The following is a 26,951-nucleotide window of genomic DNA, read 5'->3' as shown; positions in this document are numbered from 1 at the left end:
AGGTCCGGATGGCGGGTTTGCAGCTGGAACAGGTCCGCAAGGTCTATCCGAACGGCCAGGTCGCCGTGCATGGCGCGACCTTCGAGATCGCCGATGGCGAACTGATGGTCCTGGTCGGTCCGTCGGGTTGCGGCAAGTCGACGCTGTTGCGGATGATCGCGGGGCTGGAGGAGATCAGCGCGGGAACCCTGAAGATCGGCGGGCGCGTGGTCAACGACGTCGCCCCCAAGGATCGCGACATCGCCATGGTCTTCCAGAGCTACGCGCTGTACCCGCACATGACCGTCGCCGAGAACCTGGCCTTCGGCCTGAAGCTGCGCGGCCAGCCGCGCGCCGAAGTCGAGCGGCGGGTCGCGGACGCGGCGGGGATGCTCGGCCTGGACGGCATGCTTGGCAAGCGCCCGCGCGAGATGTCCGGCGGGCAGCGCCAGCGCGTGGCGCTGGGGCGGGCGCTGGTCCGCGAGCCGGCGGTGTTCCTGCTCGACGAGCCGCTGTCCAACCTGGACGCCAAGCTGCGCCACTCCACCCGCACCGAAATCGCACGCCTGCACCAGCGCCTGGGGGCGACGATGGTGTACGTCACCCACGACCAGGTCGAGGCGATGACCCTGGGCCAGCGCATCGTCGTGCTCGACGCCGGCCGGATCCAGCAGATCGACACCCCGATGGCGTTGTACGAGCGCCCGGCCAACCTGTTCGTGGCCGGTTTCCTGGGCAGCCCGGCAATGAACGTGCTCGAAGGCGAGCTGCAGCTCGCCGATGGCTTGCGCCTGGTGCTGGACGGGCAGGGCGACGTGCCGCTGCCGGGCGCTGAAGTTCCCCCGGCCTGGCTGGGGCGGCGGGTGGCCCTGGGCGTGCGTCCCGAGCACCTGCTGCCAGTGGCCGGCGAAGGCCTGCAGGCGCGGGTGGACGTGGTCGAGCCGATCGGAAGCGAGGCGTTCCTGCACCTGGATTTCGGTGGTCGTGCCCTGGTCTCGCGGCTGCCGCCGCAGCGCCTGCCCGAGCCGGGCACGCAGCTGAACCTGCGGGCCGATCCGGCGCACCTGCACTTCTTCGACCCGGGCAACGGCATGCGGCTGGCGGCCTGAGCCGCCCTCCGCCCGGACGGTTCAGCGGGCGAAACCCTCGACGAAGGCTTCAGTCACCGTTTCGCTGCCGTCCGCGAGCAGCGGGGCTGGCTCCCGTTCCAGCGGCAGGACCGCCAACGCGTATCGCCGCGACCGCCCGGCCGCACTGACGATGCTGCCGATCGCGGTGCCGGACTGGGTGACCTGGGCGCCCGGATCGACCTTGTCGGCGACCCGCAGCAGGAGCAGTTCGCGCTTGGCCCTGCCGAGGAAATGGGTGCGGGCGACGATTTCCTGGCCGGGGTAGCAGCCCTTCTTGACGCTGAAGGCCTCCAGCCGGTCGAGCGCCAGCTGTTGTGGCGTCCACTGTTCGCGCTGCGGCGGCGGCAGGCGTGGCAGGCCCAGCCGCAGATCGGCGACGTTCCAGGCTTCGACGGATGCGGGATCGTCGGGCAGCAGGGCGGGGGACAGGCGCAATGTGCGCGGCAGCCCCGGCGCTCCGTAATCGAGCTCCAGGCCGCTTTCCTCGTCGCCCGCCAGCACCGGGCCGTGCGCCTGGGCCGGCGCGGCGAACATCCCCGACACGCGCAGGTCGGTTCGCGCCGAGATGGTGACCTTGCGCCGGAACACGAATCGACGAAGCGCGTCGCCCAGTTCCGCCGCGTCGTGGTCCGGCAGCACCAGCCGCAAGGCCGTATCGCCCGTGCGCAGCAGCGCGAACACCGCGATGACCCGGCCCTTGGCGGTCAGCCACGCACTCCAGTGCCAGTGTCCGGGGGCGAGGGCGACGACGTCGCTGGCGAACTGGGCCTGGGCGAAAGCAACCGCATCGGCCCCGTCCAAGGCGAGTACCGTATGGCTCTCCAGTGCGAAAAAACCCGCTGGATTCAAGGGGGATACGAATGGCTGGTTGTCAGGCACGTGACCGGGGCTTAAAATTTTGTGCGTTGCAAGGAATCCCATGATAGGTCAGATCCCCGTGGTTCCCGAGCCTGCCGCCGCGCAGGATCCCGGAACGATGCGGTCCGCGGACGCGGACGGCGCGGTGTTGCCGCGCGAGATCGGTGGTCGCGAGGGTCCGGAGCCGACCCGCTACGGGGATTGGGAAAAGAACGGGCGCTGCGTCGATTTCTGACGCCGTACCTTCAGCCACGCGGCCGGTCGGCCGCACAGCCGAGACATACCAGCGAATGAGCAGTCGCGAACGTCCCCTGTCACCGCATCTGCAGGTGTACCGCTGGCAGATCCAGATGGTGACCTCGATCCTGCACCGCGCCACCGGCATCGTCCTGTCGGCCGGCGCCCTGGTCATCGCCGCGGGCCTGTTGTGCCTGATGCTCGGTCCGGACCACTGGGCCTGCTTCACCGGCGTGGCCGCCACCTGGTACGGCAAGCTGTTCCTGTTCGGCTGGAGCTGGGCCTTCGCCTACCACCTGTGCAACGGCATCCGCCATGTCGTGCAGGACTTCGGCCACGGCTTCAGCATCCCGGCCTTCGTCCGCAGCAGCTGGCTGTCGGTCGTCGCCAGCCTGGCCATCACCGCGCTGATCTGGTTCTGCGCCCGCAACGGAGGTGCCGCATGACCCGTTTCCGCACCCCGCTGAAGAACGTGCGCGGCCTGGGCACGGCCAAGACCGGCACCGAGCACTTCGTCCACCAGCGCCTGACCGCCACCGCCCTGGTGTTCCTGGGCATCTGGTTCGTCTGGTTCGTGCTGGGCCTGGTCGGCAGCGATTACCTCACGGCCGCCGACGCGGTGTCCAAGCCGTGGAACGCGGTGCTGCTGGTCGGCTTCCTGGTCGCCGCCTTCTGGCACGCGCAGTTGGGCCTGCAGGTCATCCTGGAGGACTACATCCACAATTCGCTGCTGGCCCTTGCGCTGCAGGTCAGCGTCAAGTTCATCGCGGTGCTGGGCGCGATCGTCAGCATCTTCGCCGTGGCCCGCATCGCGCTGGCCGGCTGACCGCGCGCAAAGGAACCAAGACTCGATGTCCGCCTACAAGATCACCGAACACAAGTACGACATGGTCGTCATCGGCGCCGGTGGCGCCGGGCTGCGCGCCACCTTCGGCCTGGCCCAGAAGGGCCTGCAGACGGTGTGCCTGACCAAGGTCTTCCCGACCCGCTCGCACACGGTCGCCGCGCAGGGCGGCATCTCCGCCGCGCTGGGCAACATGGGCGAAGACGACTGGCGCTACCACTTCTACGACACCATCAAGGGTTCGGACTGGCTGGGCGACCAGGACGCGATCGAGTACATGTGCCGCGAGGCGATCCCGGCGATCATCGAGCTGGAGCACTACGGCGTGCCGTTCTCGCGCACCGAGGAAGGCAAGATCTACCAGCGCCCGTTCGGCGGCATGACCACCAAGTTCGGCGAAGGCCCGCCGGCGCAGCGCACCTGCGCCGCCGCCGACCGCACCGGCCACGCCATGCTGCACACGCTGTACCAGCAGTCGCTGGCGCACGACGCGCGCTTCATGATCGAGTACTTCGCGCTCGACCTGATCTTCGACGAAGAGGGCGCATGCCGCGGCGTACTGGCCCTGGACATGGCCGAGGGTTCGCTGCACCTGTTCCGCGCCCATGGCGTGGTCCTGGCCACCGGTGGCTACGGCCGTGCCTACTTCAGCGCCACCTCCGCCCACACCTGCACCGGTGACGGCGGCGGCCTCGTGGCCCGCGCCGGGTTGCCTTTGCAGGACATGGAGTTCGTGCAGTTCCACCCGACCGGCATCTACGGTGCCGGCTGCCTGATCACCGAAGGCGTGCGCGGCGAAGGCGGCATCCTGCGCAACGCCAATGGCGAGCGCTTCATGGAGCGCTACGCACCGCATTACAAGGACCTGGCTTCGCGCGACGTGGTCAGCCGTTCGATGACCATCGAGATCCGCGAAGGCCGTGGCGTCGGCGAGCACAAGGACCACATCCTGCTCGACCTGACCCACCTGGGCCCGGAAGTCATCAACGAGAAGCTGCCGGGTATCGCCGAAAGCGCGCACATCTTCGCCGGCGTGGACGTGACCAAGCAGCCGATCCCGGTGATCCCGACCGTGCACTACAACATGGGCGGCATCCCGACCAACTACCACGGCGAAGTCGTGCGCAAGGTCGGCGACAACCCCGACGCGGTCGTGCCCGGCCTGTACGCGATCGGCGAGGCGGCCTGCGTGTCGGTGCACGGCGCCAACCGCCTGGGTTCCAACTCGCTGCTGGACCTGGTCGTGTTCGGTCGCGCGGTGGCCAACCGCTGCGCCACCACGATCAAGACCAACGCCCCGCACAAGCCGCTGGCATCCGACGCCTGCGACAAGGCGCTGTCGCACCTGGACAAGCTGCGCAACGCCGATGGCGACACGCCGACCGCCGTGATCCGCGACCGCATGCAGCGGACCATGCAGTCCGACGCGGCGGTGTTCCGCACCAGCAAGACGCTGAAGGAAGGCTGCGAGAAGATGGCCGACATCTTCTCCAGCTTCGAGGACGTCAAGGTCTCCGACCGCTCGCTGGTCTGGAATTCGGACCTGATCGAGACCTACGAGCTGCACAACCTGCTGCTGAACGCGGTGGCCACGATCAATTCGGCCGAACAGCGCCATGAGAGCCGCGGCGCCCACGCCCACGAGGATTTCCCCGAGCGCGACGACGTCAACTGGCACAAGCACACGCTGGTCACCGTCGACGACAAGGGCGCCTGCAGCTTCGACTACCGCCCGGTGCACATGTACACGCTCAGCGATGACGTGGCCGTGGTGCCGCCCAAGCCGCGCGTGTACTGACGCGGTGATGCAGCGCCCGACCTTCCATTCCCACGACGCGCGCTGCGCGCGCGTCCCGCTCGCACTGCGGGCCGCCTGAGCCAACGAGATCAGCCATGGCAGAGTTCAGTCTTCCGAAGAATTCCACGGTCAGGAAAGGCAAGCATTTCCCGGCCAAGGACGCGAAGAACCCGCGTACGTTCAAGGTCTACCGCTGGAACCCGGACGACGGGGCGAATCCGCGCACCGATACCTACGAGGTCGACCTGGCCGCGTGCGGGCCGATGGTCCTGGACGCGCTGATCAAGATCAAGAACGAGATCGACCCGACCCTGACGTTCCGCCGTTCCTGTCGCGAGGGCATCTGCGGTTCGTGCGCGATGAACATCGACGGCACCAACACGCTGGCCTGCACCCGCGCGATCGCGGATTGCGGCAAGGCCGAAGTGCCGATCTATCCGTTGCCGCACATGGAGGTGGTCAAGGACCTGGTCCCGGACCTGACCCACTTCTACGCGCAGTACGCCTCGATCAAGCCGTGGATCCGCACGCAGACGCCGGCGCCGCCGGACCGCGAGCGCCTGCAGTCGCCGGAAGATCGCAAGAAGCTGGACGGCCTGTACGAGTGCATCCTGTGCGCATGCTGTTCGACCAGCTGCCCGAGCTACTGGTGGAACGGCGAGCGTTACCTGGGCCCGGCGATCCTTTTGCAGGCTTATCGCTGGATCATCGACTCCCGCGACGAGGACACCGGTGCGCGCCTGGACGACCTGGAAGATCCGTTCAAGCTGTACCGCTGCCACACCATCATGAACTGCGCGCGCACCTGCCCGAAGGGCCTGAATCCCGCGCTGGCGATCGCCGAGATCAAGAAGCTGATGATGGCGCGTCGCGCCTGATCAGCGCTGGCAGGTGGAGCGATCCACCTGGGCGAGTATCGAAAGGCCCGGCAATGCCGGGCCTTTTTTTGGTCCTCATGGGTCGCGATACGCAGCCTCGGGTGGTGGTCGAAATTGCGTGCGAGCGGGTGTCGCGAACCGAACGGCCTCGCCCCGGCATGCGGACCCCGCCAGCGAATGTCCCCCGGCATCCGCTTGCGCGGCTGCCTCCTCCTTGATTTCGCTTCTGGGGTCCGCATGCCAGGTCGAGGCTCGGGGAGTCGAGCTTGCTTCAGCGCGGGGTTTCGAACGAGGCTGGCCAGGGCTTGGGCGAAGGTGTCGCTTCCCATGAGTAATACGCCACGGCCGGATCGTCGGGTATGAGGCCTTCCGGGGAGAAATAAAGGAGGAGGCGTCGGCCGCAGGCCGGCGCCGGGGGACATTCGCGCCAGGAGGCCTCGCGCCTGGCGACACGACCAATTGAAAGAGCGGCCTTTTTGGCGGGTGCTTCTTGCGTGAATCGATGCGCTCGAGGCAGACCCGCGCGCCCGCTACTTGACCTGCTGCTTGCCGAGCTTGCGCGCCAACGTGCGCCGGTGCATGCCCAGTCGACGCGCGGTTTCGGAAACGTTGAAGCCGGTCTCGGCCAACACCTCGTGGATGCGTTCCCACTCCAGGGTCTTGATCGAGCTCTGGCGCTCGCCCAGCGCGACTTCCACGTTACCCCCGGCGCGGCCGAACGCGGCCTCGATGTCGTCGGTGTTGGAGGGTTTGGCCAGGTAATGGCAGGCGCCGAGCTTGATTGCCTCCACCGCCGTGGCGATGCTCGCGTAACCGGTCAGCACCACGATCAGCATGTCGGCATCGTGCGCGTGCAGCGCCTGCACGCAGGCCAGGCCGGAACTGCCGCCGGCCAGTTTCAGGTCCACCACCGCATAAGCCGGAGCGAAGTCGCGCAGCACCTCCTCCAGTTCGGCTTGGCTGGTCGCGTGGCGCACTTCGTAGCCGCGCCGTTCGAACGAGCGCAACAGCGTGCGTGCGAACGCGGCATCGTCCTCGACGACGAGGAGGCGGCGTAGCGCGGCAGGAGGGTCATTCGTCATCGGCATCGTCCAGGTCGTTCTCGCCCGCGGCGTCGCCTGGCAGTGCCAGCGAGGCCAGCGGGAGTTCCAGCACCACCGAGGCCCCGTTCGGGACGCGATTGCTGGCGGTAAGACGGCCGCCGAGGCTGCGTGCGACGTTGAGCGAAAGGAACAGGCCCAGGCCACCGCCTGGCCGGCCCTTGCTCGAATTGTAGGGCTTGCCGAAATCGGCCAGGGTGCCGGCGGTGAACCCCGTTCCGGAATCGCTCACCTTCAGCCGCAGTACTTCGCCGTCCTCACCTTCGCGGGTCACATCGAGGCCGACCCATTGCGGCGACGCCTCCAGCGCGTTGTCGAGGATGTTGTTGATCATCTGCTTGAGGCCCGAGTCCGACACGATCGGCACGTCGGCATCGAGCTCGCGACGGTAGTCCAGCGTTTCCACCGGCCGGGTGGCGCTCCATTCGCTGACCAGTTCATCCAGGAACACCGCCAGCGTGGTGTGGGCCGGGGCCTCGCCGCGCGCATCGCCCGCCGACTGCAGGATGCCGGTGACGATGCTCTTGCAGCGCACGAGCTGGGTCTGCATTTCGTCCAGGTCCTGCTGGAGGTCGGGGTGCGAGGTGAACGGCTCCATCCGTCGCCAGTCGCCCAGCAGCACCGACAGGGTCGCCAGCGGCGTGCCCAGCTCGTGCGCCGCGCCGGATGCGAGCAGGCCCATGCGCACGATGTGCTCTTCCTCGACCGCCTGCTGGCGCAGGTCTGCCAGGCGCGCGTCGCGGTCGCGCAGGATCCGCGCGATGCGCCCGATGAATACTGCCGCCAGCACCGTGGTCAGCAGGAAGCACGCGAGCAGGCCCTGCACGTAGGGATCGGCGATGCCGCGCGCAGGGTCCGCTGCGAGGGTGACGGGTCCGGGCGATGCCACCAGGTAGAGGACGCCCACGCAGCTGGCCGCGACCACGACGCGGCCCGCCCAGGCCGGCAGCAGCACCGCGCCCAGGGCGACCTGCAGCAGGTAGAGGAAGACGAACGGATTGGTGATGCCGCCACTGAGGTGCAGCTGCGCGGTCAGCGCGGCCACGTCGACCAGCAGCGCGACCAGCAGGACCGCATCGCCAACCTCCTGGCGCGGCCGCCAGAACACCAGGCTGGCCAGGTTGAACGCCGCCAGCCCCCCGGCCACGGTGAGCATGGACACCAGCGGCAGATGGATGCCGAGGACGAAGTGCACGAACGCGATGGTGGCGAGTTGGCCGACGATGGCGATCCAGCGCAGCTGGATCAGCTGTTGCATGCTGCGGATGCCCGCACCGCGGGTGGTGTCGGTGCGCGCGGACTCGATCGCCTGGCGTTTATCGGTGCCGGGGACCGGCGCTTGTTCCTGGGGCATCCGTGGACTCCGTGTGCTGGCGCCAGCGGCGGCGGATCCGGCGCTCCTCGACCGCGAATCGCCAGCCGCCGCCGGCCACCAGCAGGGCCAGCGCGAACCAGGTCAGCGCATAGCCCAGGTGGTTGTCGCGGAACCGTACCACCGTCAAACCGCCACGGGGCCATGGCGTGCCGGCCTGCGTGGCGGAAGCGGCATCGGCATCGACGAACCAGGGGGCTGCCGGCGCGAGCCCGCGGTGGAGCGCGATCGCTTCGACGTCACGGGAGTACCAGCGCTCCGCTGCCGGCACGTTCTGGCGCAGGAAGCCGCCCCCGGGTTCGGACAGGCGCAGCAACCCGGTCACCGCGGCCCGGCCGGAAGGCGGCTCGGGCAACGGCCAGTCTTCCGGGACGAAGCCCAGGTTGACCAGCACGACGCTGCCATCCTCCCTGCGCAGCGGGCGCAGCAGCCAGCGACCGGCGCCGGCCTCGGTCACCGCCTGTACGCGGGTGTCCTTGCCCGGCAGCCACGCACCGTGCAGGACCACGTGGCGGTACTCCTGGTCCTTCGGTGTGCTGGCGGCCCATGCGGCGGCATCAGGCGCCGGCTCGGCGGGGGCGTGGATGCGCGCGTCCACCCGCGCGACGAGGTCGTGCTTCCAGCCCAGGCGCTGCACCTGCCAGGCGCCGAGCGCGGCGAACAGCAGGAAGCCGGCGATGAACGCGACGACCAGCACGCTCGCCGCGAGCGGGCTGCGCGGCGGGCGCGGTACCTCGCCGCTGGCGTGCGACGACCGCGGCGGAAGTTGCCGGGTGCTCATGTCCGCGTGCAGGGCATGCCGTGGCTGGCCGTGATCAGGGCTGGATCCGCGCCTCGTGGGGCGACATCGGCATCATGTTCTTGTTCATGTGGTGCATCACCCACATCGAACCGGCCAGGATGATCACCACGAATACCGTGGTGAAGATCAACGCCAGGATGTTCCAGCCACCCTCCGAGCGCGGGTTCATGTGCAGGAAATAGACCATGTGCACCACGATCTGCGCCGCCGCGAATCCCAGGATCACCAGCGCGGTGGTCCCCGGGTCGGCGATGACCCCGTCCATCACCAGCCAGAACGGGATCGCGGTGAGGATCACCGACAGGATGAAGCCGGTGACGTAGTCGCGCATCGAGCCGTGCGCGGCTTCCACGTGCGGGCCGTGCTCGCCGCCATGCTCGTCGTGTGCGGGGCCGTGCGCGGAGTCGTGGCGTGCGTGCGGATCACTGGGCAGGCTCATCACAGCACTCCCATCAGGTAGACGAAGGTGAAGACGCCGATCCAGACGACATCCAGGAAGTGCCAGAACATCGACAGGCACAGCAGCCGCCGCTGGTTGGCCGCGTGCAGGCCATGGCGCTGCACCTGCACCATCAGCACCACCAGCCAGACGATGCCGAAGGTGACGTGCAGGCCGTGGGTGCCGACCAGGGCGAAGAACGCGGACAGGAACGCGCTGCGCTGCGGGCCTGCGCCCTGGTGGATCATGTGCGAGAACTCGTACAGCTCGATGCCCAGGAAGGCCAGGCCGAACAGGCCGGTGATCGCCAGCCAGGCCAGCACGCCGGGGATGTGGCGACGCTGCATCGACAGCATGGCGAAGCCGTAGGTGATCGAGGAGAACAGCAGCATCGCGGTGTTGATCGCCACCAGCGGCAGGTCGAACAGGTCCGCGCCGGTCGGGCCGGCGGCGAAGTTGCGGCCGAGCACCCCGTAGACGGCGAACAGCGAGGCGAAGATGAGCAGGTCGCTCATCAGGTACAGCCAGAAGCCGAGCAGGGTGCCCTGCTGCGGGTGGTGATCGCCGGACAGGTCGTAGAACCGCAGCGGCTCGCCGGGCGCGGCGGCGCCGGTCAGGGGCAGGGTGGTGGCGTCAGACATGGGCATCCAGCAGGGCGGTGCGCTGCTCCTCGGTCCGGGCCACGGTCTGCGCCGGGATGTGGTAGTCGCGCTTGTAGTTGAAGCTGTGGACGATGGCGGCGACGAGGGTGGCGGCGAACGAGGCGATCACCAGCCACCAGATGTGCCAGATCAGGGCGAAGCCGAGCACGGTGCTCAGGCCGGCCAGGACCACGCCGGCGGCGGTGTTCCTCGGCATGTGGATCGGCAGGAAGCCGGACCGCGGGCGCGCCGCGCCGCGCTGCTTCATGTCCCACCAGGCGTCGTTGTCGTGCACGACCGGGGTGAAGGCGAAGTTGTACTCGGGCGGCGGCGAGGAGGTGGACCACTCCAGGCTGCGCGCATCCCACGGGTCGCCGGTCACGTCGCGCAGCTGTTCGCGCTTGCGGAAGCTGACGAAGATGCAGATCAGGAAACTGGCAATGCCGATCGCCACCAGCACGGCGCCGAACGCGGCGATCTGGAACCAGATCTGCAGGGAGGGGTCGGTGAAGTGGCTCACGCGCCGGGTCACGCCCATCAGTCCCAGCACGTACAACGGGGTGAAGGCGAACCAGTAGCCGGCCAGCCAGAACCAGAACGACATCTTTCCCCAGAAGTCGTCGAGCTTGAAGCCGAACGCCTTCGGGAACCAGAACGTCATGCCGGCGAACAGGCCGAACACCACGCCGCCGATGATCACGTTGTGGAAGTGGGCGACCAGGAACAGGCTGTTGTGCAGGACGAAGTCGGCCGGCGGCACCGCCAGCAGAACGCCGGTCATGCCACCGACGACGAAGGTGACCATGAAGCCCATCGTCCACAGCATCGGAACCTCGAAGCGGATGCGGCCGCGGTACATGGTGAACAGCCAGTTGAAGATCTTCGCCCCGGTCGGGATCGAGATGATCATCGTGGTGATGCCGAAGAACGAGTTGACGCTGGCGCCCGAGCCCATGGTGAAGAAGTGGTGCAGCCATACCAGGTAGGACAGGATGGTGATGACCACCGTGGCGTAGACCATCGAGCTGTAGCCGAACAGGCGCTTGCCCGAATAGGTCGCCACGATCTCCGAGAACACGCCGAACACCGGCAGGATCAGGATGTAGACCTCCGGATGGCCCCAGATCCAGATCAGGTTCACGTACATCATCGGGTTGCCGCCGAGGTCGTTCGTGAAGAAGTTGGTCCCCACGTAGCGATCCAGGGCGAGCAGGGCCAGCACCGCGGTCAGCACCGGGAAGCTGATCACGATCAGTACGTTGGTGCACAGCGCCGTCCAGGTGAACACCGGCATGCGCATCAGGGTCATGCCCGGTGCGCGCATCTTGACGATGGTCACGATCAGGTTGACGCCCGATAACAACGTGCCCAGGCCGGCTATCTGCAGGGCCCAGATGTAGTAGTCCACGCCCACATCGGGGCTGTAGTCGATGCCCGACAGGGGCGGGTAGGCCAGCCAGCCGGTCTTGGCGAACTCGCCCACGAACAGGGACAGCATGACCAGCACCGCGCCGGCGGTGGTCATCCAGAAGCTGAAGTTGTTGAGGAACGGGAAGGCGACGTCGCGGGTGCCGATCTGCAGCGGCACCAGGTAGTTCATCAGGCCGGTGACCAGGGGCATGGCCACGAAGAAGATCATGATCACGCCATGGGCGGTGAACACCTGGTCGTAGTGGTGCGGCGGCAGGTAGCCCAGGTTGTCGCCGAAGGCCATGGCCTGCTGCATGCGCATCATCAGCGCGTCGGCGAAGCCGCGCAGCAGCATCACGATGCCCAGCACCATGTACATGATGCCGATCTTCTTGTGGTCGATGCTGGTGAACCAGTCACGCCACAGCGTGCCCCACAGCTTGTAGCGGGTGATCAGCGCCAGTATCGCGATGCCCGCGACCGCGGTGCCGATGAAGGCCGACAGGATCACCGGGTCGTGCAGGGGGAACGACTCCCAGCCCAGGTAGCCGGTCAGCGGGTTGTGGGGCGCGGAGGTGGAGTGCGGCGAGGACATGTGTTCGGACTTCCGTCGTCAGGCCGCCACGCGGGCGGCAGGCGCAGGGTTCAGGGCGAATTGCGGTAGAGGGCAGTGGTCAGGCCGGGCGCGGGTGCGTCGGTGGATGCGCACATCGCCGACTGCACGTAGCGGCGCCCGCGCAGGTCGCCGGTGCGACGCTGCTCCAGGCCTTCCATGCCGCTGCGGCCTGGGCCGTTGCCGGCGTCGATGGCCATCATCTCGTGCATGCACATCCGGCGCGGATCCACGCAGCGGTTGAGGATGGCCTCGTACAGGCCGCCTTCGACCTGGCCGAAGTGCTGCGCGGGCTCGCGCTCGCTGGGCTTCTCCAGCACCAGGTACGCCTCGCGGTCGAGCTTGCCGCCGGCGCGCACCGTGGTGACCCACTCGTCAAAGCCGCCCTGGTCCAGCGCATGGAAGCGGAAGCGCATGCCGGAGAAGCCCGCGCCGCTGTAGTTGGACGAGAAGCCTTCATAGTCGCCGGGCGTGCTCATCACCGCGTTCAGTTCGGTCTGCATGCCGGGCATGGTGTAGATCATGCCGGCCAGCGCGGGGACGTAGAACGCGTTCATCACCGTGGAAGAGGTGAGCTTGAACAGGATCGGCCGATCGACGGGGGCGGCCAGTTCGTTGACCGTGGCGATCCCCTGTTCCGGATAGAGGAACAGCCACTTCCAGTCCAGGGCCACCACCTCGACCACCAGCGGTTCGGTGCCTTCGGGGACCGGCCGGCCCTCGGCGATGCGGTCCAGCGGCCGGTATGGGTCCAGGGTGTGGGTGCTGATCCAGGTGATCGCGCCCAGCGCGATGATGATCAGCAACGGCGCGGCCCAGATCACCAGTTCCAGCTGCAGGGAATGGTCCCAGTCCGGCTTGTAGGTAGCGTCCTTGTTGGCTGCCCGATAGCGCCAGGCGAAGAACAGCGTCAACGCGATCACCGGGACGATGATGATCAGCATCAGCAGCGTCGAGACGATGATCAGGTTGCCCTGCTGGCGGGCGATGTCGCCCGGGGCATTGAGCAGGATCGTGTTGCAGCCGGCCAATGGCAGGGCCAGGGCGGCGGCCATCAGCAGGCGGCGCAGGGGCGTGAAGGAAGGCATCTGAATAGGCGGCTGGTGGGGGCGCAGCGAGGTGCCACTCTACTCCCGCTCCGTGAACGCCACGATTGGGCGTTTTGTCCTATGGCCCCCCCGTGGGAATGGTGGGACTCTGTACCGCCGCCACCCGGCCCGGCGGCGGCTGCACGCCCGCCACACGGACCGGTGTAGCCTCTCACGCAGGCCTCAGCACAGCCCCCCCGCGATGTCCTCGACCCCCGCGTCCAGCAGTTCCACCGTCTCCGTCCACGGCCAGGATTCCGGCGCGCATGCGCATGTCGCTCCCGGCGAGATCGCCGTGGGCGTGGTCATCGGCCGCACGTCCGAGTACTTCGACTTCTTCGTGTACGGCATCGCCTCGGCGCTGGTGTTCCCGAAGGTGTTCTTTCCCTTCGCCGAACCTTTGCAGGCGACGCTGTATTCGTTCGCGGTGTTCGCGCTGGCGTTCGTCACCCGGCCGCTGGGCACGGTGCTGTTCCTGTGGATCCAGGAGCGCTGGAGCCGCGGCACCAAGCTGACCGCCGCGCTGTTCCTGCTCGGCACCAGCACCGCCGGCATCGCGTTCCTGCCCGGCTACGGGAAGATCGGCGCGGCGGCCATCGTGCTGCTGGCGATGTTCCGCTGCAGCCAGGGCGTCGCCCTGGGCGGCTCCTGGGACGGATTGCCCTCGCTGCTGGCGTTGAATGCGCCCAAGCACCGCCGTGGCTGGTACGCGATGCTCGGCCAGCTCGGCGCGCCGGTGGGCTTCATCGTCGCCGCATCGCTGTTTGCGTTCCTGTACTCGAGCCTGTCCAACGACGACTTCTACGATTGGGGCTGGCGCTATCCGTTCTTCGCCGCGTTCGCGATCAACGTGGTCGCGCTGTTCTCGCGCCTGCGCCTGGTGGTCACCCACGAGTACGCGCAGCAGATGGGCGAGCGCGAGCTGGAGCCGGTGCCGGTCGCCGAGCTGTTCCGCGAGAAGGGGCGCCACGTGTTCATCGGTGCGTTCGCCGCGCTGGCCAGCTACGCGATGTTCCACATCGTCACCATCTTCCCGCTGTCCTGGATCCAGCTGTTCACCCAGCAGGACATCAGCCGCTTCCTGATGGTGCAGGTGGTCGGTGGATTCCTCGCCATCGGCGGCATGCTCGCGTCGGGCGTGATCGCCGACCGCTTCGGCCGCGTGCCGACCCTGGGCGCGACCGCGCTGGCGATCGCGATGTTCAGCGGTTTCGCGCCGACCCTGCTTGGCGGCGGTCCGGGCGCGCAGCAGGTGTTCATGCTGCTGGGCTTCCTGCTGCTGGGCCTGTCCTATGGCCAGGCGTCAGGTGCGGTGACCCGCAACTTCGGTTCGCGCTACCGCTACACCGGCGCGGCGCTGACCACCGACCTGGCGTGGCTGATCGGTGCCGCGTTCGCGCCGCTGGTGGCGCTGGGACTGTGCGCTCACTTCGGCCTGCCGTACGTCGGCCTGTACCTGCTTTCGGGCGCGCTGGCCACGCTGGCGGCGCTGCTGTTCAACCGCTGGCTGAAGCAGCGCGAAGTGGCTCGCGGCTGATCCGGGTCGTCCGCGCCATGCGCGCGGCGTAGCGGGCTTTCCGACGGCTGGATACCGCGGGTGCTGCGCGGCGCCCTGCCAGCACCGTTTCCGACGCCGATGGTGGCCCCGTCGGTCGCGACCACGGGTTGTGTGGCACTGGGCGGTCGCGTCGTTGTGCCGCGCAGGGGCCCCAGATCCTACAATTGGCGGATGACGGACACGCACACCGACCTGCAAGCCGATCCCGCCGCCGACCTGCGCCGCATCCGCTGGCGCTGCCGCCGCGGCATGCGCGAACTGGACCAGCTGTTCGAGCGCTGGCTCGCACGCGACTATCCGGCTGCGACCGACGCCGAGCGCGGGGTTTTCCTACGCCTTCTGGATTGCGAGGACGATAAGTTGTGGCGCTGGTTCATGGGCTACGAGGCCTGCCCGGATGCGGAACTGTCAGCCCTTGTCGCCCACATCCGCGCCCTGCCGGCTTGAATGGCGTCCCTCGCGCTGGCTGCTGGCCGCGCTGCTGATCTTCGCCTGCCTGGCGCCGCTGTCGGTGCTCGGCTCGGACCTGCCACCTGCGCTGGCCTGGCCGCTGGCCATGGCCGCCGGCGGCTACGGCCTGTGGAGCGCGCGGCGCGAGGCGGGCAGGGCGCCGCGAAGGCTGGTCCTGGCCGCAGGCACCGCGTCGCACGGGCCGCACAGGCCGCCGGACACGCTCGATGGGCGACCGATGCCTGCCTGCCGGATCGCGTGGCGTGGTCCGCTGGCCTTCATCCACCTCGTGGATCGTGACGGCCGCAGCGAACGCCTGGTCTGGTGGCCGGACACGCTGCCACCGCCGCTGCGGCGTGAACTGCGGCTGGCCGCCGCAGCGCGCGCGGCTTCGCGCCACGACCGGCCGATGGCACCATAGTCGCCATCGAACGCCGGGGTGAGCCGGCCACGGACCCCGAAGGCCCATGTTCAAACCCGTGCAAGTGGCCATCGGCCTGCGTTACCTGCGGGCCAAGCGCCGCAACGGCTTCATCTCCTTCATCTCGCTGGCCTCGATCCTCGGCATCGCCTTGGGCGTGACCGTGCTGATCACCACCATGGCGGTGATGAGCGGCTTCCAGAAGGAGATCCGCGACCGCCTGCTCCAGTTCGCCGCCCACGCCACGGTGGTGGCCGACGGGGTGCCGATGCAGGACTGGAGGCATGCGCTGGAGGTGGCCGGGCAGGATCCGCGCGTCTCCGGCGCCGCACCGTTCATCGAGACCGAGGCGCTGCTGTCGGGCCCGCGCAAGCAGCCGGCGATGGTGCGCGGCATCGAGCCGACCCTGGAGGAAAAGGTGTCGGTGCTGTCGCAGAAGATGAAGCGGGGCTCGGCCGACTCGCTCACCGAAGGTTCGTACAACATCCTGCTCGGCCAGGAACTGGCGTTGTGGCTGGGCGTGGACGTGGGCGACCCGGTCACCGTGATGCTGCCCGAGTTCCAGGGGTCGCCCGTCGGCGCAATCCCGCGCTACAAGCGTTTCACCGTCAGCGGGGTGTTCGAGGCCGGCTACAACGACATCGACCGCGGCCTGGCCGTGGTCCACATGGGCGACCTGCAGCGCGTCCTTCGCATGGACGGCGCCAGCGGCGTGCGCCTGATGCTGCACGACATGAACCAGGCCTACGAGGTGGCTCGCGACCTGGCGCTGAAACTGCCCGGCTTCTACCGGGTCAGCGACTGGACCCGCGAGAACGCCAACCTCTACCACTCGCTGAAGATGGAAAAGACGGTGATGGGCATCCTCCTGTCGCTGATCATCCTGATGGGCGCCTTCACCCTGGTGAACTCGCAGGTGATGCTGGTCACCGACAAGCAGGCCGACATCGCCATCCTGCGCACGCTGGGCCTGACCCCGGGAGGGGTGATGCAGGTGTTCATGGTCCAGGGCACGCTGATCGGGATCATCGGCACCGTGCTCGGCTTCGTGGGCGGGGTGACCCTGACCTGGAACCTCGAGCGGATCCTCGATGGCATCGAGGCTTTGTTCAACGTCACCCTGCTGCCGGAGGACGTCTACTACATCACCGGTCTGCCGACCGACATGCAGACCCCGGATGTCGTCGCCACGCTGGTGGTCGCCTTGCTGATGAGCTTCCTGGCCACGCTTTACCCGGCCTGGCGCGCCGCACGCACCCAGCCGGCGGAGGCTTTGCGCTATGAATGAGGCCAGCCCGATGGATTCCGCACCCATGCATGCCGAAGGCGAGGCCTTGCGCGCCGAGGGCCTGGGCAAGACCTACGCCGAAGGCAAGCTGAATACCCACGTATTCGACGGCCTGGACCTGCGCGTGGCCGCGGGCGAGACCGTGGCGATCGTGGGCGCGTCCGGCGCGGGCAAGAGCACGCTGCTGCACCTGCTCGGCGGGCTGGACACGCCCAGCGCGGGCGAGGTCTATGTCGCCGGGCACAAGATGTCTTCGCTTTCCGACAGCCAGCGTGGTCGCCTGCGCAACCGCGCGCTGGGCTTCGTCTACCAGTTCCACCACCTGCTGCCGGAGTTCACGGCACTCGAGAACGTGATGATGCCGGTGCTGCTGGCCGGCGGCGAAGTGGCCGAAGCCAGCCAGCGCGCCAGCGCGTTGCTGGAGTCGGTCGGCCTGGGTCATCGCCTCGCGCACAAGCCGGGCGAACTGTCCGGTGGCGAGCGCCAGCGTGCCGCGGTGGCACGCGCGCTGGTCAACCGCCCGGCCTGCGTGCTCGGCGACGAGCCGACCGGCAACCTGGACGAGAAGACCGCTGCGACCGTGTTCGCGCTGATGCTCGAGCTCAACCGCGCCCAGCGCACCAGCCTGGTCCTGGTCACCCACGACCGCCGCCTGGCACGCCGCCTGGACCGGGTGCTGGAGCTGCACGAAGGCAAGCTGCGCGAGGTGGCGCCGCAGGACGTGCAGCCGGACTGAGCGGTGCGCGGGCATGACCGCGCCGCGCTACAGCGGCGGCCGGTCGCCTGCGTCGATGGAAGCGGGTGCGGACGCTTTCGGCGTCCTGGGCATGAATATCCATAGTGCGATGTAGGCGACGAAGCCCACTCCGATTCCGATGGTCGTCGCGACGAAGATCGTCCGCCACAGCCACGAGGGCAGCGGCGTGTGCTCGCCCAGGCCGCCGCAGACCCCGCTCAGCCAGACATCGCGCGAGGACTTGCACAGGTCCTGCATATCCCACGTCATCGGTTCTTCCCTGGGCTGGGTGGAGTTGCCAGGCCCGAGGATGACGCTGCATGACGCACGTGCGCCATAGGCCGATGCCGCGGCATGCGTCGGATTATTCCGACTCCAGGACGATGTCGCCGCGCGGGTGCGGGCGCGGTGGTGGAGTTCCTTGGCGTACTCCGCGATCAGCACGAAGCGTTAACCGCCGCCGCGCTCGCCCCCGCGCAGGTGCCGCTTTTTTTTCATGGCACGCCATGGTCGGAAGATGAAGGCACGGTCGCGTGTCGGCAGTGCAGGTAGGCGTGGAGCGATCAGTCCACGCGTGGCCCCGCGCGATCGACGTGGCCCAGGTCGCGCCCGGGCGCGATGGCATCGCGGACGCGCTGCTTGAGTTCGACGATGTCGGGGAAGCGTCCCTCATCGCTTCGCGACCACACGAGGTGGCCATCGGCGCGTACCTCGAATACGCCGCCCGTGCCCGGCCGCAGCACCAGCTCGGCGACTTCGCCATCGAAAGTCGTCAGCAGTTCCTGCGCCATCCATGCCGCACGCAGCAGCCAGCGGCACTGGGTGCAGTATTCGATCTCGATGCGATGGGGCAGGGGCGGGCTGCCGGTCGAAGGACCGCTCACCGCGGCCCGCCTGCACCGGCCACGGCCATGCATTCCAGTTCGACCTTCGCGCCCAGGGCCAGGCCGCTCGTCCCCAATGCACTGCGCGCCGGATAGCGGCCGCCGCTGAAGTAGCCGCGGTAGATCGTGTTGAAGGAATTCCAGCCCGACATGTCGGCCAGCATCACCGTGCACTTGACCAGGTCGCCCATGGCGAACCCGTGCGCTTCCAGCGTGGTCCGGATGTTGTCCAGGGTCTGTCGCGTCTCCGCCTCCAGGCCGCCGGGGACCAGTTTCATCGTCCCCGGTTCGATACCGATCTGGCCCGACAGGTAGAGCGAGTCGTCGACGCGCACCGCCTCGGAGAAAGGCAGGCTCGCGGGCATCACCTTGCCGGAGTTGAGGAACTCGACCCGCGCACGGGGTTCGGCGTCGGCGGCCGGGGCGACAGGTGCGAGGGCGAGCATGCCGAGGAGGAAGGCCAGGAATCTCATGTCGTGCGTCGTCCGAAGGGGTGTTGCAGGGAAACGGGGACCGGAGCATGACCGTGAACCGGGTCGCACAGCAGGCCGCTATCGGCCTTCCGGCGGTTGCCACAGTTCGATCTTGTTGCCTTCCGGGTCCAGGACCCAACCGAACTTCCCGAATTCGGAGGGGCCGCTCGCATCTATTACTTCGCAACCTTCTTCGCGAAGCAGGGCGAGCAGTCCGTCGAGGTCGGCTACGCGGTAGTTGACCATGAACGAGGCCGTGCCCGGCGCGAAGGATTCCCCGCCGCCGATCGACCACACGGTGGTGCCGCCGATGGGCACGTCGTTGCCATCGACCCAGCGGAACGCAGTGCCGCCCCAGCTCTGCACGTCGATGCCGAGGTGGGTCCGGTACCAGGCACGAAGTGCCTCCGGATCCCTGGCCCTGAAGAAGATTCCCCCGAGTCCGGTCACGCGGTCCATGGCAGGCTCCTGGCGAAGTTCCTGGTGTGCGCCGGCGTCCGGATCCCGGTCCGCCCGATGGGGCCGGAACGGTTCGACCCGATTGGCGGCTCCGGCGGACCGCGACAGGTCATCCAGTGCGTCCAGCGCCTGCCGTGCCTGGTCGAACGGCACGAACAGATGGTCGTGGCGTACGCCTGCGACCACGTTGCAGCTGATCCCGGCCTGGCCCAGTGCCCGCGAGAATGCGGCAGTGAAGCCGACCGCCGCAAGGTCGGATTGGACACGCAGGGTGATCCAGGCGGCAGTGAAGGCGACCTGCAGGCCGAGTTCCCTGGCGATGCGCTCTTCGACGACCACCGAAAGTCCTTCGGGCTCGCGGATCGAAGCCACGACATGGGCAGGGTCCAGGCCAGTGCCCGGCGGCAGGGCAACGAACGCGTAGCGGCCGGGCTCGAGTTCCGGGCGCATGTGCGCAAGCAGAACCTGCAGTTCGTTGCCGGGTCGCATTGCAGTCCTTGCGATTCGGTCGAGCGGCCGCCTGGCTGGCGGTCGCCCCACCTGGTGGAGAAATCCTACCGTCGCGATCCAGCTTCACCTATCGGCGGCGGTCGCGCGGGCGAACAGGATGGACGCAACGCCTCCGGGGTCGTGCCGGCATGTCCTCTCTGCCATCAAGTGTCGCCACGGGGGAAGCCCGTACGGAACCATGCGAAAGCGCCGCGCCGGTACGCCCATGCCCGCATCCGTTCGGCCCGGGTTGCGCGGCCGGCCTGCTTGCCGGCGCGGTTGCGGTGCTGGGGTTGCCCTGGCTGTTGCCCGTGCCGGCCCTCTGGGGCCTGCTGGTCGTGGGGTTGCCGGCGTGGGCATGGAGGTGGAACGGCCGGGCCGTCGGCGCACTGCTGGCCGGCGCGGGTTGGGCCGCACTGGGCGCTGGCTGGGCGCTGGCCGGCTGGCTGCCGCCGGAACTGGAAGGGCGGGAAGTGGGCCTGAGTGGGCGGGTGCTGGACCTGCCGCAACACGAAGTACGACGCACGCGCTTCCAGTTCGTCGTCGATGCGGACGACAGCGTGCCGCCGCCGCTGCGCGGTCGCCGGCTGCAACTGGCCTGGTACGACGACTTCGGCGCGCGCGAGGCGGGGCCGCGCATGGCGCTGCAGCCCGGTTCGCGCTGGCAGTTCCAGGCCCGGCTGCGTGCGCCACGCGGGCTGGCCAACCCGGGCGGGTTCGATGCCGGGCGGCATGCGCTGGCGCAGAGGATCGCGGCCACCGGCTACGTGCGTTCGCCACACCTGGCACGGGAACTCGCGCCCGCAGCGGGCATCGATGCCTGGCGCGATGCGATGGCCGGACGCATTGCCGGGTCGGTGCCTTCATCGTCTTCGCGTTTCGTCCGGGCGCTGGCGCTGGGCGACACGCGCGGGCTGGCCGATACCGACTGGGAAACGCTGCGGGCGGTCGGGCTGACCCATCTGGTCGCCATCTCCGGCTTCCATGTCGGGCTGGTGGCCGGATTCGCGGCGTGGCTGGCGATGGCCGCGTGGTGGCTGTGGCCGGCACTGGGCCGCCGCTGGCCACGGCCCCAGGCTGCGGCGGTCGCGGCGGTGCTCGGTGCCGCAGGCTACGCGGCGGTGGCCGGTTTCGCATTGCCGACCGTCCGCACCGCACTGATGATCGCGGTGGTGGCCGCTGCGCGGTTGGTGCGAAGGCCGCTGGATGCATGGCAGGCGTTGGCGCTGGCCCTGCTGGCCATGCTGCTGGTCGATCCGCTGGCGGTGCTGCAGTCCGGGTTCTGGCTGAGTTTTGCCGGCGTGGCCTGGCTGGTGTGGTGCCTGCCGGCGCAGGGCGGGGAGCGCCACCTGCTGCGCGACTTCTTCGCCGCACAGGGCGTGGCCACGCTTGGCCTGTTGCCGCTGGGTGCGGTGCTGTTCCTGCAGGCATCGCTGGCGGGACCGGTGGCCAACCTGCTGGCGGTGCCGTGGTGGAGCCTGGTGGTGGTGCCGCTGTCGTTGCTGGGTACCGCGCTGGAAGCCTTGCACGCAGGCGCCGGTACATGGGCCTGGCGCCTGGCCGCCACCTGCTTCGAGCCGAGCTGGGCAGTCTTCGAGCGGATGGCGGCCAGTCCCTTTGCACTGGTGTGGTTACCCGAGGGCCGCGCCTGGGCGCTGCCGCTGGCGCTGCTTGGCGCGTTCTGGTGGCTGCTGCCGCGCGGATTGCCGGGCCGGCCGCTGGCGCTGCTGCTGTGGCTGCCGTTGTTGTGGCCTCCGCGCGACCTGCCAGCGCCGGGCGCCGTCGAACTGAACGTGATCGATGTGGGGCAGGGCCTGTCGGTCCTGGTACGCACCCGCAACCATGCACTGCTCTACGACGCCGGTCCGGCCATCCGCGACGGTTACGACGCCGGCGAGCGCGCGGTCCTGCCCGCGTTGCGCGCACTGGGCGTTTCCAGTCTGGATCGCGTGGTGCTCAGCCATGCCGACCAGGACCATGCCGGTGGTTGGCCTGCGGTGCAGCGCGGCATGCCGGTGTCCGTTTCGCTGGCGCCTGCGCGCGCACCGGTGGCGGCGCAGGGGGCATGCGAAGCGGGCCGCCGCTGGAGCTGGGACGGGGTCGAGTTCGCCTTCCTGCATCCGCCCGTGCATTTTCCCTATCTGGGCAACGAGGCCAGCTGCGTGCTGCGGATCGCTTCGCTGCACGGCGCGGTGTTGTTGCCCGGCGACATCGGCGAGGTCGTCGAGCGTCGCCTGTTGCGCGAACCGGGGTTGCTGCGCGCGGACGTGGTGCTGGTTCCGCACCACGGCAGTGGTGGCTCTTCATCGGCCGCGTTCATCGCCGCCACGGGCGCACGCGTGGCGGTGGTCGCGGCCGGCCATGGCAATCGCTTCGGTCACCCGCGACCGGAGGTGGTGCGGCGCTGGCAGCGGCAGGGCGCTGAAGTGCTGGCGACATCGCATTCGGGCGCCATCCGGATCTGGGTCGACGAGGGCGGCATATCGGTACGTGAACGCCGCGCGTGGCGCCGTCGCCTGTGGGACCGGCCCGGCCCGCCTCCCTAGGTGCGGCTGTCCGCCGGGGCGGGTCGCTGCCTGGGGCGAGGCACGCCAGGTGCCTTTCCAGTCGGTGGGCTGGGCGCGACCGGGACATTCTGGCGGATGGAATGTCGGGCCCGCGACGGCGGCGTTCGCTGGGTGCAACCCGTGCTACGGCAACACTTCCGCGCGTGGTTGAGCGTCGACCGGAGGCCATGCGACCGGGCGGGGGAACGTGCGCGGTTCCCCGTTCCCGGCAGCACGGGCTGGCGTCCGGGTCGCGTTTGCCGTCATCCTAGCGGCTCGTCGCAAGCGGCCCGGTGCCGGAGGTGGTTCAGGTGTGGGAGCTGGTAAAAGCCGGTGGATGGCCGATGCTGCCGTTGCTGCTGCTGGGCGTGGCGGCCCTGGCGATCATCCTGGAACGGCTCTGGAGCCTGCGCCGGGCCGAGGTCATGCCGCCGAAGCTGGGGAGCGAGGTGCGCACCTGGGCGGCGCGTGGCCAGCTCGACCCGGCCCACATCGAATCCCTGCGCCGCAACTCGCCGCTGGGTGCGCTGCTGGCCGCCGCGCTGGACGTGCGCCACAAGCCGCGTGACGTGATCCGCGAGCGCCTGGAGGACACCGGCCGCCACCTGGTGTTCAAGATGGAGAAGTTCCTCAGCGCGCTGGGTACGATCGCCTCGGCCGGCCCGCTGCTGGGCCTGCTGGGCACGGTGGTTGGCATGATCCAGATGTTCCTGGGCATCCTCGACCACGGGCTGGGTGACGTGAACCAGCTGGCCGGCGGCATCGGCAAGGCGCTGGTGTGCACCGCCACCGGCATGATCATCGCGGTGCCGGCGCTGATGTTCCATCGCTTCTTCCGCAGCCGCATCGCCGGCTACGTGATCGAAATGGAGCAGGAAGCGACGTCGCTGCTGGACGCCCTGGACAATTCGCGCACCGCCGCGGTGCAACCGGCCTCCGCCGTCGCCCAGGCCGCCGCCGCACGCGTCGCGGCCGCGCGCCCGACGCCCGCCGCCCCGCTGCGCGACTGATCCGCCATGCGCATCCGCGACCAGCGTGCCTACGACGAGCCGGGGATCGACCTGGTCCCCCTGATCGACGTGATCCTGGTGCTGATCATCTTCTTCGTGATCACCACCACGTTCGATGTTCGCTCGACCTTGCAGCTGCAGCTGCCGGTAGCCAGCGCGCAGGCGCCGCCGCCGGCGCAGACCCTGAACATCCTGGTCAATGCCGATGGCCGCTATTTCATCGGCGAGCGTGAAGTGCTGCGCACCGGCATCGAGGCGGTCAAGCAGGCGATCGTGGAGGCCGCGGGCGACGATCGCGACCAGGCGGTGATGCTGCGCGCCGACGCGCGCACCCCGTACCAGGCCGTGGTCACCGCGCAGGACGCGCTCGCCCAGCTGGGGTTCCGCCGCATCGCGATCGCCACCGCGCCGGAGCCGCAGTCTTGAGCGAACCGCGACCGCCGGTCTGGCCGATCTACAGGCGCCTGCTCGGTTACGCGGCGCATTACCGCCTGTTCCTCGGCGCCGCGCTGGTCGGCATGCTGATCGAAGCGGGTGCCGGCGCGGCCTTCATCTGGCTGATGGAGCCGCTGACCAACCGCGGCTTCGTCAAGCCCGAACCGCAGATGGCGGTATTGCTGCCGCTGGCCATTGTCGGCCTGTTCGTGTTGCGTAGCGTGGCCACCTTCGTCACCGACTACGGCATGGCCCGCACCGGCCGCAGCGTGGTCCGCGACCTGCGCGAGCAGGTCCTGGCCAAGTACCTGCGCCTGCCATCGACCCAGTTCGACATCGAGTCCACGCCGGTGATGGTCAGCCGGCTGAACTTCGACACCGAGCAGGTGACCCAGGCCAGTTCCGAGGCGCTCAAGACCCTGGTCACCGACAGCCTGACCATCGCCTACCTGCTGGCGCTGATGCTCTACATGAGCGTCAAGGTGACCCTGGCGATGCTGCTGATCACCCCGCTGATCGGCGTGATCGTCTGGTACGTGGGCAAGCGCTATCGGCGGATCAGCGGCGGCATCCAGGACGGCATGGGCCGGATGGCGGCCAGTGCCGAGCAGTCGCTGGCCGCGCAGCAGGACGTCAAGATCCACGGCGCACAGGCGCTGGAGATCTCGCGTTATTCGGTCCTGGCCAACAGCATCCTCGGCCTGAACATGAAGGTGGAGACCACCCGCGCGGCGGCGTCGGGCCTGGTCCAGCTGCTGGCCGCGATCGCGCTGGCGCTGATCGTGGCGGTCGCCACCCGGGAAGCCCTGGCCGGGCGCCTCAATGCCGGCCAGTTCATCAGCCTGATGACCGCGATGATGGGCATCATCCCGTCGCTGCGCCGGATCACCAGCGTGCAGACCGCGATCGCGCGCGGCGTGGCCGCGTCCGAGCGACTGTTCGCGATCCTGGATGCCGAAGAAGAGGCCGACACCGGTACGCGCAGCCTCGCCCGCGCCCGCGGTGAACTGGTCTTCGACAACGTCAGCCTGCGCTACCGCGACCAGCCCGGGTTCGCCCTGGACGACATCAGCTTCAGCGCACGGCCGGGCACGGTCACCGCCATCGTCGGCCGCTCGGGCAGCGGCAAGACCAGCCTGGTGCGGCTGGTGCCGCGTTTCTACGAACCCAGCAGCGGCAGCATCACCCTCGATGGCGTGCCGCTGCACGACTACCGCATGGCCGACCTGCGCCGGCAGATCGCCCTGGTCGGGCAGAAGGTGATGCTGTTCGACGACACCGTCGCGGCCAACATCGCCTATGGCGGCCAGGCCAGCCACGAAGCGATCCGCGCGGCGGCCGAGGCGGCCAACGCCTGGGAGTTCATCGAACGCCTGCCGCACGGCCTGGAGACGCCCATCGGCGAGAACGGCGCCTTGCTGTCCGGCGGCCAGCGCCAGCGCCTGGCGATCGCCCGCGCGATCCTGCGCGATGCGCCGGTACTGATCCTGGACGAGGCGACGGCCGCGCTGGACAACGAATCGGAGCGGCTGGTGCAGAATGCCTTGCAACGCCTGATGCCAGACCGCACCACGCTGGTGATCGCGCACCGGCTGTCGACCATCGAGCACGCCGACCAGGTGCTGGTGCTGGACCACGGCCGCCTGGTGGAACGCGGCAGTCACGCCGAACTGATGGCCGCCGGTGGACTCTACGCGCACCTGCACGGCATGCAGTTCCGCGAACGCAGGGCCTGATGGGGCCACGGAAGGGAAGGAAAGGATGAGCAAGGGCGCTCCAAAGACGCCGGCCTGGTGGTTCGGCGACGCGGCGGTGCCGTGGTGGGCGCAACTGTTGGCACCGGTCTATGCCGGGGTCACCGGCTTGCGCAGGCGCCTGTACCGCGGCGGCCTGCTGCGTCAGCGCCGCACGGACGTGCCGGTGATCGTGATCGGCAACCTGGCCGCGGGCGGCGCCGGCAAGACGCCGCTGACGATCGCGGTGGTCCAGAAGCTGCGCGACGCCGGCTGGCGTCCGGGCGTGGCCAGCCGTGGCTACGGTCGCAAGGACGAGGGCACGGCGCGCTGGGTGACGGCGGAAACTTCGCCCGAAGAGGGTGGCGACGAGCCCGTCCTGGTCGCGCGCCGGCTGGCCGTGCCGGTGCGCGTGGATCGCGATCGCGCCGCCGCCGCGCGTGCGCTGGCCGAAGCCGGCTGCGACATCGTGGTCTGCGACGACGGCCTGCAGCACTACCGGCTGGCACGCGACATCGAGATCGAGGTGGTCGACGGCGCCCGTCGCTACGGCAACGCCCGGCTGCTGCCGGCCGGTCCCTTGCGCGAACCGGTCGAGCGCGGGCGCTGCTGCGACTTCCGGGTGGTCAACCTCGGGCACGGGGGCGGGGAGGTCGGTACCGGTTTCGGCGAGTGGCCGATGCAGCTGAACGCCCGCGCAGCGGTACCGATCGCCGGCGGGCGTCCCCGCGCGCTGGCCTCCTACATCGGCATTCGCGTGCACGCGGTCGCTGGCATCGGCAACCCGCAACGCTTCTTCGACATGCTGCGTGCCCTGGGCGTGGGCGTGGTGCCGCACGCGTTCGCCGACCACCACGCCTATCGCGTCGAGGACCTGCAGTTCGGCAACGACCTGCCGGTGCTGATGACCGAGAAGGATGCGGTCAAGTGCGCCCCGTTCGCCGATGCGCGCTGTTTCTCGATCCCGGTCGATGCCGAGTTGCCCGCGGCCTTCTGGGTGGCGTTGCTGGACCGGCTCGCGCGCCTGCGCTGACTCCTGGTGTATCGCGACCGCCCTCCGTAGGAGCGGGCATGACCGCGACACCGGCGCCGCCGGCAAGGGCGACGTCCCCTGAAGGCTCCGACCACCTCGGTGTCGCGGTCATGCCCGCTCCTACAAACAGCCATGCCACGGACGCTGTGCGGGGCACGACCGCGACACTGGTTTGCCGCAACCGATGGGCGCGGTGTCCGCCGAGGCCTTCGCTGTCGCGGGCCGGACTGCGCTCCTACAATGGGCG

Annotated in this window: 28 protein-coding genes; 16 read left to right on the top strand and 12 right to left on the bottom strand. The window is 69.0% G+C overall.

The window, feature by feature from the left end:
- Positions 1-8: 8 nt before the first annotated feature.
- Positions 9-1,088, top strand: coding sequence for an ABC transporter ATP-binding protein (locus MNQ95_RS15645; protein ID WP_162410919.1), 1,080 nt, complete (start codon positions 9-11; stop codon positions 1,086-1,088).
- A 21-nt stretch (positions 1,089-1,109) separates the two neighbouring features.
- Here the strand turns inward: MNQ95_RS15645 and ygfZ are convergent, their stop codons facing one another.
- Positions 1,110-1,988: a CAF17-like 4Fe-4S cluster assembly/insertion protein YgfZ gene (gene ygfZ / locus MNQ95_RS15640; RefSeq protein WP_425501362.1), complete on the bottom strand. Its 879-nt coding sequence runs from the start codon at positions 1,986-1,988 to the stop codon at positions 1,110-1,112.
- 97 nt (positions 1,989-2,085) lie between these two features.
- Between ygfZ and MNQ95_RS15635 the strand changes: the two genes are divergently transcribed.
- The 5 genes from MNQ95_RS15635 (at position 2,086) to MNQ95_RS15615 (ending at position 5,724) form a co-directional block, all read left to right on the top strand.
- Positions 2,086-2,202, top strand: coding sequence for a DUF1674 domain-containing protein (locus MNQ95_RS15635; RefSeq protein WP_238390387.1), 117 nt, complete (start codon positions 2,086-2,088; stop codon positions 2,200-2,202).
- Positions 2,203-2,257: 55 nt separating this feature from the next.
- Positions 2,258-2,650 carry a succinate dehydrogenase, cytochrome b556 subunit gene (sdhC, locus tag MNQ95_RS15630; RefSeq protein WP_241953416.1) on the top strand — a complete coding sequence of 131 codons (393 nt, stop codon included), beginning with the start codon at positions 2,258-2,260 and terminating at the stop codon, positions 2,648-2,650.
- Positions 2,647-3,030, top strand: coding sequence for a succinate dehydrogenase, hydrophobic membrane anchor protein (sdhD, locus tag MNQ95_RS15625; protein WP_162410923.1), 384 nt, complete (start codon positions 2,647-2,649; stop codon positions 3,028-3,030). Before sdhC ends, sdhD begins: the two co-directional genes overlap by 4 nt.
- A gap of 25 nt (positions 3,031-3,055) precedes the next feature.
- Positions 3,056-4,846, top strand: a complete 1,791-nt coding sequence (gene sdhA / locus MNQ95_RS15620; protein ID WP_162410924.1) for a succinate dehydrogenase flavoprotein subunit — start codon at positions 3,056-3,058, stop codon at positions 4,844-4,846.
- 95 nt (positions 4,847-4,941) lie between these two features.
- The gene (locus MNQ95_RS15615; RefSeq protein ID WP_162410925.1) at positions 4,942-5,724 is read left to right on the top strand and encodes a succinate dehydrogenase iron-sulfur subunit; all 783 of its coding nucleotides are present in this window, start codon (positions 4,942-4,944) and stop codon (positions 5,722-5,724) included.
- A 530-nt stretch (positions 5,725-6,254) separates the two neighbouring features.
- Here MNQ95_RS15615 and MNQ95_RS15610 read toward each other — a convergent pair.
- From MNQ95_RS15610 to cyoA, 7 genes are all read right to left on the bottom strand, one after another.
- The gene (locus MNQ95_RS15610; protein WP_162410926.1) at positions 6,255-6,806 is read right to left on the bottom strand and encodes a response regulator transcription factor; all 552 of its coding nucleotides are present in this window, start codon (positions 6,804-6,806) and stop codon (positions 6,255-6,257) included.
- On the bottom strand, positions 6,796-8,178 hold the full coding sequence (locus MNQ95_RS15605; protein ID WP_241953415.1) for an ATP-binding protein: 1,383 nt from the start codon (positions 8,176-8,178) through the stop codon (positions 6,796-6,798). The genes MNQ95_RS15610 and MNQ95_RS15605 overlap by 11 nt, the downstream gene beginning before the upstream one ends.
- Positions 8,141-8,977, bottom strand: a complete 837-nt coding sequence (locus tag MNQ95_RS15600) for an SURF1 family protein (protein WP_241953414.1) — start codon at positions 8,975-8,977, stop codon at positions 8,141-8,143. Before MNQ95_RS15600 ends, MNQ95_RS15605 begins: the two co-directional genes overlap by 38 nt.
- Before the next feature lie 34 nt (positions 8,978-9,011).
- Positions 9,012-9,437: a cytochrome o ubiquinol oxidase subunit IV gene (gene cyoD / locus MNQ95_RS15595; RefSeq protein ID WP_345779091.1), complete on the bottom strand. Its 426-nt coding sequence runs from the start codon at positions 9,435-9,437 to the stop codon at positions 9,012-9,014.
- A complete protein-coding gene (gene cyoC / locus MNQ95_RS15590) occupies positions 9,437-10,084 on the bottom strand; it encodes a cytochrome o ubiquinol oxidase subunit III (RefSeq protein WP_425501363.1) in 648 nt (215 codons plus the stop codon). The genes cyoD and cyoC overlap by 1 nt, the downstream gene beginning before the upstream one ends.
- Positions 10,071-12,044: a cytochrome o ubiquinol oxidase subunit I gene (gene cyoB / locus MNQ95_RS15585; RefSeq protein ID WP_425605748.1), complete on the bottom strand. Its 1,974-nt coding sequence runs from the start codon at positions 12,042-12,044 to the stop codon at positions 10,071-10,073. The genes cyoC and cyoB overlap by 14 nt, the downstream gene beginning before the upstream one ends.
- A gap of 89 nt (positions 12,045-12,133) precedes the next feature.
- Complete coding sequence (cyoA, locus tag MNQ95_RS15580; protein WP_162410932.1) at positions 12,134-13,189, bottom strand: ubiquinol oxidase subunit II; 1,056 nt, start codon at positions 13,187-13,189, stop codon at positions 12,134-12,136.
- A gap of 202 nt (positions 13,190-13,391) precedes the next feature.
- Between cyoA and MNQ95_RS15575 the strand changes: the two genes are divergently transcribed.
- The 5 genes from MNQ95_RS15575 to lolD all read left to right on the top strand — a co-directional run bounded on the left by MNQ95_RS15575 (position 13,392) and on the right by lolD (position 17,642).
- The gene (locus MNQ95_RS15575) at positions 13,392-14,726 is read left to right on the top strand and encodes an MFS transporter (RefSeq protein ID WP_162410933.1); all 1,335 of its coding nucleotides are present in this window, start codon (positions 13,392-13,394) and stop codon (positions 14,724-14,726) included.
- A gap of 192 nt (positions 14,727-14,918) precedes the next feature.
- Positions 14,919-15,194 (top strand): FAD assembly factor SdhE, encoded by a 276-nt coding sequence (locus MNQ95_RS15570; RefSeq protein WP_162410934.1) that lies wholly within the window; start codon positions 14,919-14,921, stop codon positions 15,192-15,194.
- The gene (locus MNQ95_RS15565; RefSeq protein WP_338015109.1) at positions 15,163-15,618 is read left to right on the top strand and encodes a hypothetical protein; all 456 of its coding nucleotides are present in this window, start codon (positions 15,163-15,165) and stop codon (positions 15,616-15,618) included. The genes MNQ95_RS15570 and MNQ95_RS15565 overlap by 32 nt, the downstream gene beginning before the upstream one ends.
- A 46-nt stretch (positions 15,619-15,664) precedes the next feature.
- Positions 15,665-16,906 (top strand): lipoprotein-releasing ABC transporter permease subunit, encoded by a 1,242-nt coding sequence (locus MNQ95_RS15560; protein ID WP_162410936.1) that lies wholly within the window; start codon positions 15,665-15,667, stop codon positions 16,904-16,906.
- A gap of 10 nt (positions 16,907-16,916) precedes the next feature.
- Entirely contained in the window at positions 16,917-17,642 is a 726-nt protein-coding gene (lolD, locus tag MNQ95_RS15555) for a lipoprotein-releasing ABC transporter ATP-binding protein LolD (RefSeq protein WP_486660004.1), read from the top strand.
- Between the two features lie 27 nt (positions 17,643-17,669).
- Here the strand turns inward: lolD and MNQ95_RS15550 are convergent, their stop codons facing one another.
- The 4 genes from MNQ95_RS15550 to MNQ95_RS15840 all read right to left on the bottom strand — a co-directional run bounded on the left by MNQ95_RS15550 (position 17,670) and on the right by MNQ95_RS15840 (position 19,947).
- Complete coding sequence (locus MNQ95_RS15550) at positions 17,670-17,912, bottom strand: PspC domain-containing protein (protein ID WP_162410938.1); 243 nt, start codon at positions 17,910-17,912, stop codon at positions 17,670-17,672.
- 293 nt (positions 17,913-18,205) lie between these two features.
- Positions 18,206-18,526, bottom strand: coding sequence for an Rdx family protein (locus MNQ95_RS15545; protein ID WP_238390389.1), 321 nt, complete (start codon positions 18,524-18,526; stop codon positions 18,206-18,208).
- Complete coding sequence (locus MNQ95_RS15540; protein WP_241953410.1) at positions 18,523-18,999, bottom strand: RidA family protein; 477 nt, start codon at positions 18,997-18,999, stop codon at positions 18,523-18,525. Before MNQ95_RS15540 ends, MNQ95_RS15545 begins: the two co-directional genes overlap by 4 nt.
- Before the next feature lie 78 nt (positions 19,000-19,077).
- Positions 19,078-19,947 carry an ACT domain-containing protein gene (locus MNQ95_RS15840; RefSeq protein ID WP_338423329.1) on the bottom strand — a complete coding sequence of 290 codons (870 nt, stop codon included), beginning with the start codon at positions 19,945-19,947 and terminating at the stop codon, positions 19,078-19,080.
- Positions 19,948-20,252: 305 nt separating this feature from the next.
- On the opposite strand from MNQ95_RS15840, the gene MNQ95_RS15525 reads away from it, so the two are divergent.
- The 5 genes from MNQ95_RS15525 (at position 20,253) to lpxK (ending at position 26,704) form a co-directional block, all read left to right on the top strand.
- Positions 20,253-22,493 (top strand): DNA internalization-related competence protein ComEC/Rec2, encoded by a 2,241-nt coding sequence (locus MNQ95_RS15525; protein WP_425605747.1) that lies wholly within the window; start codon positions 20,253-20,255, stop codon positions 22,491-22,493.
- A gap of 344 nt (positions 22,494-22,837) precedes the next feature.
- The gene (locus MNQ95_RS15520) at positions 22,838-23,503 is read left to right on the top strand and encodes a MotA/TolQ/ExbB proton channel family protein (protein ID WP_425605683.1); all 666 of its coding nucleotides are present in this window, start codon (positions 22,838-22,840) and stop codon (positions 23,501-23,503) included.
- A 6-nt stretch (positions 23,504-23,509) separates the two neighbouring features.
- The gene (locus tag MNQ95_RS15515) at positions 23,510-23,929 is read left to right on the top strand and encodes an ExbD/TolR family protein (RefSeq protein WP_162410942.1); all 420 of its coding nucleotides are present in this window, start codon (positions 23,510-23,512) and stop codon (positions 23,927-23,929) included.
- Complete coding sequence (msbA, locus tag MNQ95_RS15510; protein WP_241953409.1) at positions 23,926-25,674, top strand: lipid A export permease/ATP-binding protein MsbA; 1,749 nt, start codon at positions 23,926-23,928, stop codon at positions 25,672-25,674. Before MNQ95_RS15515 ends, msbA begins: the two co-directional genes overlap by 4 nt.
- 25 nt (positions 25,675-25,699) lie before the next feature.
- Complete coding sequence (gene lpxK / locus MNQ95_RS15505) at positions 25,700-26,704, top strand: tetraacyldisaccharide 4'-kinase (protein WP_241953408.1); 1,005 nt, start codon at positions 25,700-25,702, stop codon at positions 26,702-26,704.
- Positions 26,705-26,951 lie beyond the last annotated feature (247 nt).

This window comes from Pseudoxanthomonas daejeonensis, from assembly GCF_022637495.1.
Taxonomy (GTDB): domain Bacteria; phylum Pseudomonadota; class Gammaproteobacteria; order Xanthomonadales; family Xanthomonadaceae; genus Pseudoxanthomonas; species Pseudoxanthomonas daejeonensis.
Note: the sequence above shows the minus strand (reverse complement) of the source record. Positions and strands in the feature narration are given on the sequence as shown.